At 50.3% G+C, this 12,117-nt stretch carries 2 protein-coding genes; both read right to left on the reverse strand.

From position 1 onward, the window contains the following. Positions 1–43: 43 nt before the first annotated feature. Positions 44–5,770, reverse strand: coding sequence for a type I polyketide synthase (locus NYE42_RS12255; RefSeq protein WP_352426492.1), 5,727 nt, complete (start codon positions 5,768–5,770; stop codon positions 44–46). A gap of 39 nt (positions 5,771–5,809) precedes the next feature. After that, positions 5,810–12,106 carry a type I polyketide synthase gene (locus tag NYE42_RS12260; RefSeq protein WP_352426493.1) on the reverse strand — a complete coding sequence of 2,099 codons (6,297 nt, stop codon included), beginning with the start codon at positions 12,104–12,106 and terminating at the stop codon, positions 5,810–5,812. Positions 12,107–12,117 lie beyond the last annotated feature (11 nt).

A 12,117-nucleotide genomic window follows, 5' to 3' on the forward strand; every position in this document is an offset into this window, starting at 1 on the left:
CCTCCTAAGAAAATTAAATTTGCTCCGTCATTTTGACAGGCAATCAGATAGTCACAAATTCATGAGGGTTCATTCCCTCGATCGGAATCGGCTTGGTCAGCTTCATCAGCCCCATGCGGGAGATCGGCTGCGTCAGCAGAGTTTCCAGCGCCTGCATCCCTTCCGCCCGGCTGATCAGCCCGAGACCGATTGCACTCAGTCTGTCAAACTCTTCAGAAATGTGATTGTCAGCCCGCTCCCAATAACCCCAGTTCATCACTTTGACCCGGCATGACAGCCGTCCGGAAAGCTCATGGGCAAATGCGTCTTTAAATGCGCACCCCGCCGCATAATGACTTTGATTCGGATTCTTAATATATGAAATAACCGAAGAGAAAAAGAGAATAAAGTCCAAAGACTCTTTCGCAAATACTTCGGCAATGTTGACGGAAATATCCACTTTCGCCGCAAGGCCGGCGTGAAACTGTGATTCTTCCATATCTTTTACGCTTTCATTCGCAAATACCATCGCTGAATGAACGACGCCGCTGATGGTGCCGTATGTGTTTTTAATCTGTTCATAGGCGCGCTGAAGCGATGGAAAATCAGAAGCATCTGCGGCTATATATTCGGGAGCCGGGCCTGATGACCAGTACCGGTCTATTTTTTGGCGTATCCGGCTGTCCAGCGGCCGCCTCCCGATCCAGACGACTCGGGCTTTATACGTCGTCACCATATAATCTGTCCAAACCTCGCCGATGCCTCCCGCACCGCCGATGATGACATATACGCCTCCATAGCGGTAAGGAACACTTTCAGACGGCCCGCTTTGGACCGGAAGCAATTGAGGCCGGTACCATTCCTGATGTCTGCGCACCCATGCTTTACCCGTACGGTCGCGGGGCAGGCTGAATATGTCTTCTGCGGGGAAATCCCCCCCGTCTTCAAGATCGGCCAGACGGATGTGCCAGCTCGGATGTTCTTTAGCGAGAGACCCGACAAAACCGTGCACACTGGAATGAGCGGGACGCACCTCATCATATTGAGTGATAGGCTGTGCTTGGTGCGTAATCACCGTCATCCCTAGCTGCTCTTTTCCATACCCGAGACCGATAAGAGCTTTGGCCGCTCTGAAAATTTGCAGCGCCCCGCTTTTTTGATCATGGCTGTCAGAATCATCCGGCTGAGGGGCAAACCAGATCATATGCTGAATCTTACCGAGACGGCGGAGCCGATCAGATATCACTTCAACGGAAGCACTTTGGCTGCTATCAAATCGCACAGCTTTAGGAAACAATCGTAAAACCGCGTCCGCCTGCCCGTCTGTACCGCCTATGATGACAGCTTTTGCTTCAGAAATGGGGAAGCCGGTTTGGTTGTCTATCGGTTCCGTGTCCCATACCTGCATCAATTTGACGGCTCCGGTAAGGTTACCCGGCAGATCGTATTGCTTATTATCGGTTACGGCCGGCGCACTTTCGGCCATCCGGGCAGAAAATCCTTTTATCCTTACACACACATTGCCGCGTTCATCACATATATCAATGTCCATTCTTCGCACGGCCGGTGTTTCATGCGTCACAAATACGGCCGCCCACATGTTTGGACTGCACGGATGAAAAACGGTCAGTTCATGCAATTCAAAAGGCATTAACGGCTGCTCCGGATAACCCGCTTGATTTTCATTCATAACGCCGATGGCCGCCTGAAAAGCGGAATCAATCAGACTCGGATGGAGCACAAACTGTTCGGCTTCATCAGAAACGGAAGCAGGAAGCACCAATTTAGCCAAGGCTTCTTTTTCCCCGCAATAAATGTGATCAATTCCTTGATGTGAAGGTCCGTATACAATTTCCGCCTTTGCAAACGCCGCATAGCAGTCTTCTTTTGACAGCACTTTTTTGCGGCATCGCGCTTTCAGCTGTTCAATATGCAAAACCGGCGCCTCAGACAGCGGCTCAATCACAGCACTGCCTTCACAATAAATGTCTGAATCATTTTCATTGCTGTACACTTGAAATGAAACATTGCCGTTATCCTCCAAAGAAAGCCCTGTCGTCATACGCAGCGGCTCTTTTTTATGAACGGCCTGGCGTATCCAGCTGATATACCGCAGCGAAATGCCGGTTTTAGCCGTGTATCCAGCGGCTAACGGCGCGGCAGCCAGTTCAGCTGCGGCTCTCGCCATTTCAAGATAAGCCGCCCCGGGGAGAACACGCTTGTTTCGGACGATATGATCGGCTAAGAAGAATTCATCTCCGTTCAGTATCGTACTGAATTTTTGTTCTAGCAAATCTGATGTATTGCGGTGAAGCAGCGGGTGAAGCCTGCTTTCTGTATTTACGGAAGTGACGGGATGATCGGGCTCCGGTATCCAATATCGTTCCTTTGCAAAAGGGTACGTCGGCAGACTCATCCTGCGCGGTTTCTCCTCCCGATACAGCCGCGTCCAGTCTATCTCAAATCCTTTTGACCACAGCTCCGCAAGTTTTTTGTAAGTGCCGCTGTCCATCCATTTTCGGATCAGCTCCTCCGTATCCTGATCATCATTCAGGAAACCCCTGATTTCCGTTCCGCTATCAGACCGCCCTTGAAAGCAGCCGTCAATCTGCTGTTTTCGTTCTGTAAATTCAGTTAATTTCCTGATCAGGTCTGCTTGATCGTTCACTAAAAAAACAAGCCGTTCTTCCATTGCCAGCCGTCCCGTTTGCAGCGTATACGCCAGTGACCGCAAGGAAAAAGATTCATCAGGCTGCTTATCTAAGCCCGACTGGCCGAAAAGACCGGAAAGAATATTCTTATGTTTCTCATCGTTTGTAAGACATTCTGCTAAAGTCCGGACGGAAGTATGCTGTATGAGATCAGTCATGTCTATTGCCAGCCCGTATTGATCCGTCATCAGCTCAGAAAACTGTGTCAGCTGCATGACATCCAAGCCGAATTCCTTCCAATCCTGTTCATCATCTACCGAACCGGCCGCAACATGCAGAACTTCGGCCAGAACACCTCGCAACGCATTTTCCAGCTGATTTTGCATTGTATCTCTTTTGTCATGAAGCGGCCCGCTTCCTCCAAGCGCTTTATCTTTGAGAAACATCAGCAGGCGGGCAGCGTATTCCTTCAGCCGCTCCGGATTTTTCGCTGACAGAGGCACGATATACAATCTCTCTTGGTCCTCCGTAATACCGGGGTTTTTAAGCCTGTACTCTTCTAAAATGAGATGAACGTTTGAACCCGTCGCCCCGAATGAACTGATGCCTGCGCGTCTCGGGCAGGCATGTTCACGGCCGTTCTCTGTATACGCCGGTCTTTTCCATGACTCGGTTTTTTGCTGCACGTAAAATGGCGAGTCCTCTAAACGGAGATACGGATTAATCGTCTCTGAGTGCAAAGAAGGGACAAGCGTTTTGTGAAACAGCTGCAAAACCGTTTTATGAAGCCCGCTGATCCCGGCAGCTGATTCCGCATGTCCGATATTCGATTTAACGGAACCGATCGCACAAAATTGCCGATCCTCCGTAAACGTGCGGTAAGCTTTAACAAGACCTTGTATTTCAATCGGATCTCCTAAAGAAGTTCCGGTTCCGTGCGCTTCCACATAAGAAATCGTCCGGGGATCGATCCCCGTCTTTTCAAGACATTCAGCTATCATATCCCCCTGCGCCACGGGGCTCGGCACGGTAATCCCGCTGACGGTCCCCACGTGATTGACGGCGCTGCCTTTTATCACCGCATAAATATGATCCTTATCTTCTTCGGCTTTGTGGAGCGGCTTCAGCAGCACGGCTCCGATGCCGTCAGCTGAGACATAGCCTGTGCCTCCTTCGCCGAACGTGCGGCACAGCCCGTCACTCGAATGCATATCCATCAAGCCGTATGTGATATATTTTGTCGGGTGCAATGATAAATTGACGCCTCCGGCAAGAGCTGCTTCACATTCACCGCGTCTCAGACTTTCCGCCGCCATATGGACGGCCGTCAAAGATGACGAACACACCGTGTCAACCGCCATGCTCGGCCCGTGAAAATTGCAAAAATATGAAACCCGGTTTGCGATCGGCGCATAGTTCAAGGGATAAGGAAAGACCAGCCCTTTGGCCGCAGCTTCAGCGCCGGCGAGAGAATAATCCATATGCATCACCCCGGCAAACACACCGACGTTCATTCTCTTATTCGGCCCTTTCGGCTGAACGATTGTTTCCGGGGTGTAGCCCGCATCCTCAATCGTTTCCCAGCATGTTTCTAAAAACAATCGTTCTTGCGGATCTTTAGCTTCTGCCTCCCGCGGAGAAATCCGAAAAAATTTCGCATCAAAACAATCCGGATCGTCTATAAAACCGCCCCATTTGGAAATCGGCTTGCCGGACGGCGATCGCAAATGCTCATATGTCCTCGTATCCCAGCGGGAACGGGGCACTTCCGTTACGCTGTTTTCTCCATTTTTTAAATTTGCCCAAAATTCACGAAGATTTTTGGCGCCGGGGTACCGGCCCGCCATCCCGACGATCGCAATATCTCCATTGTGCGTTCCGGCTGACGCCGATTTTTTCACGCGGATTTGGGTCGTCCTCTTTTTTTCCCGGTGCAAAGGCTCAGCACTTGAATGCCCGCTTTGAGCATGGCCGAAACCGGCTCCGTAATGTTCGCACAAATATCCCGCCAATTCCGCGATTGTCGTGTATTCAAATAACAGTGTCGGCAGAAGCTGCGTTCCGATTTTTCGTTCAATTTCCTTTACCATGTCCAACAGCCCCGGAGAATCCAGCCCCATTTCATAGTAGCCGATATCCGTGTCAATCTCTTTCACAGGTTTGTTCAATCGGGCGGCAAGCAATTTTTTTAAATAAAGGATGCACTGTTCAGTAAGGCCGGCGGAAGCCTCCGTACGGCGGGGCTCAGAAGGCGCCGGTTCCGCTTGCGGAGCCGGGACGGCATTCCGCCCGTCAGGTTCTTTCTTTAGCCGTTTCTGATTGATCAGTTCCGGGTCCCTCACCAGTTTATTGGCGAAGTTTTTCAGTTCGCCGACTTTTCTGCCTTCCTCATTGAAAAACTCCATTGTCACGTAAACGAGATCTTTCTTACGGGTGACGGATTCTTTTTTTATCTTGGTGATACATGTTGTCTGCAGCAATTCGGTGCAATAAAACGATTCATAAAACAGCGGCAGAAATAATTGCCCCTCCTCCCTCGTCAAAGGAGCGAGATATACATTGGAGCCGATGCTGCTCGCATCTATCAATGCGGGATGAAACATCGCCTCTTCTGCATGTTCCAGCTGATCCTTTTGTACCGACAGATCAATATAAATCTCTTTTTCAGTTTGGTAGACGCTTCCGCAGCCTTTCATCATTCCTGAATGAACCAGTTCTTGATCCCTGCATTCCGCGTAAATGTCCTCAAGCGGTATTTCTGCCGCCGTTTGTTTTACGGCATCCATCCGGACGCTCTCTTGGAAGCCGGCGGGATTGACGGAATGCATTTGCGCCGCGGCATATACCTTTGTCTCTGCTGCTTCGTCACCTTGTTTTTGCCCTTTCACCTCTACCTTCCACTGCTCTTCGCCGTTCTCTGTACAGTCAACGGAAAGCAGGATTGTTTCTCCCTGTTCAGGAGCTAAAGGGTGAAAAATCGATAAGTGCCTGAGTTCAAGGCCGGCATGAAAAAAGCCGTTTTCTCTGAAAGTCTGATAGATCAGGTCAATATAAGCCAGACCCGGCAGCAGTTCCTTTCCATAGGCTTTATGATGTTTCAGAACGGGATGCTGATTGTTAATAAGAAGCTGCTCTTGCATATGAACTTCCTCCATATCGACGTTCAATTTTCAGCGCAATCAGTAAGTCTTCATTTGTTTCCAAAACGTATTCGGACGGGACTTATGTGCGTTTTCATGCAGGCTTTCGGCTTTGTCCGAACGAATTGGCCGGCGTTTTAATTCCTGTCTCGGCAAAGGCTTTCTAACCGGGGTATACGCCTCTTGCTCCCAGGCTTCCACTATGACATGGGCATTTGTCCCTCCGTCAGCGAAACTGCTGACGGCGGCAATCCGCGGTGAATCCGTCCATTCACGCAGAGCGTGCGAAAAATAAAACGGCGAGGCGGACAGATCGTAATGCGTCATCGGCTCTTTGCCCGAAAGGAAAGGCACACGCATTCGGCGCGAGAGCATAAGCACTGTTTTAATGAATCCGGCAATCCCTTCAGCGCATAACGGGTGTCCGATATTCGGCTTCATCGACCCCAATTCGCAAGGCGCGCTGTTTTGCATACGGTACACCGCTTCAATCGCCCTCAGTTCCAAAAGGTCGGTTACCTCAGAGCCTGAACCGTTTGCTTCAATGTAGCTGATATCCTCCGCTTTTCTGCCGCTTTTGGCAAGCGCCTTGGCCATCACTTCTTTCTGCGCCTGTATATTCGGTGTGGCAGGCCCCGCGGTTCTGCCGTCATTGTTTACGGAAATGCCTTTAATGACCGCATGAATCCGGTCCCCGTCTTTTACAGCCTGGGCAGCTGTTTTTAAATACACCATTCCGACGCCTTCTCCCAATACGATGCCGCCGGTGCGGCGGTCAAAAATATGAAACGCAGGCTCTTCGCTTAGCAGTTTGCGAAGTTCGAACATCCGGTGGGTTTGACCGGATTCCAGCAGACTGACTCCCCCGACCACCGCTGAGTCGATTTCACCGCAAGAGAGCGCCTGTATCGCCATATTCATCCCGACAAGCGCTGAAGAACAGGCCGTATCCAAAACGAGACTCGGCCCCTTCAAATCAAAAAACTGAGAAAGATTGGCCGCTAAGTAATTCGGACCGGCTGCGACTATCGGATTTTTTGCATGCTTCAGACGGTTTTCATCAGGCATACTGCCGCCGCGTCCTCCTAAATAGACACCGGCTGACCTGCCTTTCATTTCTTGTAACGAGTACCCGCTGTCTCTGAACAGATGAAGCGCCTCTTCTAATATAAGAAAGGACTGGATATCCATTGCCTTGATGTCTTCTTCGGGAATAAGGAAAAACCCCGGGTCAAAATGCGTTACATTTTGTAAAAGGCCCGCATAATCCGCCTTCTCCGTTTTCCAGCGCTCTTTCGGCACCCTTTGAATGGCTGACGTTCCTTCAGACAGCAGCTTCCAATAAGCTTCGATTGATTCAGCTCCCGGAAAACGGCAGGACATTCCGATCACAGCAATGTCCTGCGCCGCTCTAGCACCAGAAGGCTGAATAACAGCGGCTGCTGTTTGTTTGGGAACGTCCGGGATTTCAGGCTGAACCGGTTTTGAAACGGCAGCTTTGATTTCCGGATATGCTGTTTCAAGCCATCCGGCCAGCGCAGCAACCGTAGGGTATTCATACAGCACCGCCGGGTCAAGGTCAGCTTTGATCCTCTTTCCGATCGCTCTGGACACTTGAGCAAGCATAATGGAATCGGCTCCGTAATCTTGAAACGGTGTATCAGATTCAAATCTTGACGGCTCCAGTCTTAATTCCCGGCAGCAAATGCCCGTCAGCCACTCCTCAACGCTTTCTGTATCGGCCTGTTCCTGCTGCTTTGTTTCAGTAAGGCCGGATGAAAGCAGCAGACGGTCAGGCTCCCATTTTTCCGGGTGAATGACGGCCGGCATAATAACAGATCCGCAATCGCCTGCCATGATGGCATCAAACAGGCTCAGCCCTTCTCTGTCAGTGATGCTCTTTAAACCGCTTTTCTGATAGGCCCGGCTTTTTGATTCGCCCATACCCGTTTCTTTCCAGCTCGGCCACTGGATGCTCAGCACCGGAAAACCTTTTGCGGCCGCAAAATAATCCATATAGGCGTTAGCCATGGCATAATCGCTTTGTCCCGCTCCTAATTCCGGCATCACGCCGGACACTGAAGAAAACAGCGCAAAAAACCGGAGAGGCTCCTTGTGCAGCGCTTGATACAAAAGGTCCAGTCCGTCTGTTTTAGGCTCAAGCACGGGCATCATCTGTTCGCTTGTTTTGCGGATAAAGGCCGGATGATCGAGATCTACGGCTCCCGCTGCGTGTATCACGCCTCCTATCGGCCCCATCTTCTCTTTCACCCGGCTGACGGCCTGCTCATATTCAGGGCCGGATGATACAGACAGCACTTCCGTTCGGACACCTTTTTGTTCGAGCTCTCTGATTCTTCTCACTTTATCGGAAAACGGGGAATTCCGTTTGACATGATCATCCCACTCCGCTTTCGGAGGCATTGTTTCTTTTCCGGTAAGCACGAGTTTCGTGACTCCGTATCGTTCGGCAAAATGCCGGGCGAATAAATATCCGAGCCCCCGGGTCCCTCCGGTGATCCAGAGCACATGGCCTTTCGGAAATGAAAATTCTTTTTCAGCTAAGCTGTTTGTTTCCTTTAACCGCGCGTGATAGCGCACACCGTTTCGGTAACACACTTCGATGTCTTCAGAATCGCGAAAAAACTCCTCTGCGATCTGGTTTGCCAGCTCAGGATCTTCGGCAGTCCGTTCTGCATCCATATGCCGCGAGCGGATATCCTTATACTCACTTTGGAGCATCCGGTACAATCCGGCCTTTTTTGCACCTGAGAGATTTATCGTTTCATTTGCAAAGGGTTCAAGCCCCTTTGTCACACAAAGCAGCTGAAGCTTTCGGCCGCGGTTTCTGTTGTCAATGAGAGACTGCAGACGATGAATCCAGCCGTCATCATGATTGATTTCCGTCCCGCATCCGGTCACATCAATCAGACCGCCAAATCGGGCCGCGTCCCCGGATATTTCCGGTGATGCAGCGTCAATGATTTCAGACTCGGGGAAATAACGGGACAGCTCAACGGCTAAATTTCCTGTCTGGTGATCAGCAGCTATTCCGATGACGCCCCGCACTTCCTTAGCCGGAACACGGCTGCTTTCTGCCCAGCTTTTCTGTAAAAAGCGGATTTCACGAAATGTTTCAGAATGTGATTCAGCATCACGAACATTGTCCGGCGCTGCATCGTCCGGCCAATACCGATCCTTTATAAATGGATAACCGGGAAGGCTGATGCGATGCGGCAGGCTGCCGTTATAAAGCTCTGACCATTCAATCTTCAGCCCTTTTACCCAAAGTTCCAGAAGCTTCGCGAATTTTTTTCTTTTCATCCATTTACGGACGGCTTCCTGCATATCTTCATCCTTAAAAACGGCTAGAATGTCTTTATACTGTTTGCTTTTTCCCCTGAAGCAGCCGTCTGTCCCGCCGTCAATAAAACGCTGCAGTTTTTCCGCTAACTGCTCTGTCGACGTCACGATAAACGCAGCACGTTCTTCCATCGCTTCTCTTCCGGTTTGAAGGGTGTAAGCCGCATCCCGGAGGCTGCGGTCTGTGACGTCATTTTTTCTGATCGCTTGAAGAAGCTGCTGCGCCCGCTGCTTCAGGCTGGCCTCCTGTTTGGCGGATAATAAAATGACTGCGGGATCTTCATCTGTGAATGGCTCATAAATCTCCCTATCAGGTTCAATATATTCTTCTATCAATATGTGGGCATTTGCCCCGCCCGCGCCAAAAGAAGAGATTCCCGCGATTCTCGGAATCTCTTTTTGCGCTCCGCTTTCCTCAATGACCGGCCGTTTCCAGTCTGCCAATTCATGCTGCACCACAAACGGCGTCCGGTCGAATGCAATATTCGGATTCAATTTTCGGCAATGTAAAGAGGGAGCCAGCTGTCGTTTTTGAAACTGAAGCAGCAGTTTCGTTACACCGGCAATGCCTGCCGCGGCTTCCAAATGCCCGATATTGGATTTAACTGAGCTGATGGCGCAAAAGCCTTTATCTGACGTTTTCGTTTGAAATGCGCGGGTCAAACCGTCTATTTCGATCGGATCTCCGAGTTCAGTGCCCGTGCCGTGGGCTTCGATACAGCTGATCATCCGCGGATGTATTCCTGATTTTTCAAGCGCGCCGGAAATCACGTCAGCCTGGGCGCTCGGACTCGGCACTGTATACCCGTTTGTTCTGCCGCCGTGATTGATATGAGTGCCGCGAATCACCCCGTAAATATGGTCCTTATCAGCCATCGCTTTTGACAGCGGCTTTAACAGCACGGCCCCGACGCCTTCCCCGGGAACAAATCCGTCCCCGCCTTCACCGAAACTTTTGCACGTTCCGTCTTTTGAAAGCATTCGATAGGCGCTGAGCTCCGCATAAGCCGAAGGATGCGTATACACATTCACACCGCCGGCAATCGCCATGTCGCATTCGCCGCGAAGGATGTTTTCACACGCTTCGTGAATTGCAGTCAGCGAAGATGAGCACATCGTGTCGACCGGCATGCTCGGCCCTTTCAGATTAAGAAAATAGGAAACTCTGTTGGCCGCTGAACTGAACGACGTTTTCGGCTGCAGGGCGCCGCCGTTTTTCCAGTACATTCCGTACCCGTTTTTCGTAATGCCCGCAAAAACGCCGACCCGGCCGTTATACAGATTCTCAAGCTGTTCCTTCGTATAACCGGCATCCTCCAGCACCTGCCAGCACATTTCAATAAAGAGACGCTCCTGCGGGTCCATATTCAAAGCATCACGGGGTGAAATTTGAAAAAACAGCGGATCAAAGAAAGCGGCATCTTTCAGAAATCCGCCCCGCTTACTGTAACTTTTCCCTTCTTTCACGGCCGTTTCAGGATCAGGGTTGTAGTATTTGTCCTTTTCCCAGCGCTCTTCGGGAATTTCCGTCACACAGTCTTTTCCGGCCGCTAAGTTATCCCAGTACTCTTCAAGTGTTTCAGCTTGCGGATAACGGCCGCTGACTCCGATAATCGCAATCCCTTCTTTTGTCTGGTTCTCATTGGAAAAAGCAGGCCGTTTCTTTCGCTTGATAAACGACGGAAGCACCGGAAAATCTTCATTTGCCAAAACCTGTTCTGATATGCCTGAACGGTGGTCATCATCATTTGTCCATTTTCGGCATTCTTTTGGATAATCCGTGACAAAGTGAGCTGCCAGAGATCCCAGTGTCTTATATTCGTAAAAAACCGTTTTGGAAAGGTCACCGAAAAGCAGAGACAATTCGCGGTTCAATTTCGTCACAGTGACTGAGTCGATTCCGTAGGTTTCCAGCGGCTCTTCAGTGTCTATGTTGGAAACAGCAATTTTTGTAGTCAGGGCAAACAGCGTTTTGAGCTGAAGAAGCGTTTGTTCATACAAACGTTCACTGCGGTGTTCGGCATTGGTTTTTCCGGGAGCGCCCGTCTTGATGACAGGCTGCAGCTTCAACCCCGACAGGGAAGCCCATATTTTCCCTTCTTCGTCACATAAATCAATATAAAAGCTCCCCGCCTTCTCTTGTATCTCGGCCCATACCTTGTCAGGACAAGATTCATAAAACAAAAGCTCGTCCAATGAAACCGGGGCGAGCGTTTTATATTCTTTGCCGCCAAGCAGCGCGCATGCCTCTGTCACACTTTGCATCACACAGGGAGGGAGGCCGAATCGGGCGGATTCTTTTTGGTTTGTCAATGGAATTGATATGTCTGCCAGCATCCGTCCTGCTGAGGCGTAAATACGCTCAATTCCTTTCATGTGCTCACTGTATTGAACGGTATCGTTCTGAGTGATGGCTTCAATTTGCTGCTGATCCATCAGGGAACCGCTGTTTTCCTTCAAGCGGCTGATATCCAGCATGCCAGGCGCAGCATCAACTGGCTGAATCATCCCTTGGCTGTACACATCATGATGACTGAAATCGGCAGAAAATGGATTGTAAATCTCAAACCTTTTGGCTTCACCCTCTGCGGGTATCAGCCTGATTTCGATATGGAACGGCTCAGCCTCAGTCAGAATGGGCTTTGACCACACGATATGTGTCAGCCGGACAGCCTCAGTCTCCTTTACTGTCAAAACAGCCGCAGCTCTCGCCATTTCCAAAAGAAGTTCTCCGGGCATAAGCTTTTTACGCTGTAAAGAAACATCAGCGAGAAAAAATTCCCGGCCGCTGAAAGCTGCCGAGAATCCCTGTCCCGTTTCATCGGAAATATGCTGCTGAGCAAGCGGATGAAGGGAAGCCGCTTGGCGAAGTCCCATCCGCATATCATAATCGCGCAAAATGCCGATCGCATCCTGTTTTGTCATTTTTTTATTTTTGACGTCAGAAAAAACCCGGTGCAGAAACTCTTTCATATGGTTTCCTC

The organism is Bacillus sp. FSL K6-2865 (assembly GCF_040311405.1).
GTDB classification, from domain to species: Bacteria; Bacillota; Bacilli; order Bacillales; family Bacillaceae; genus Bacillus; species Bacillus velezensis.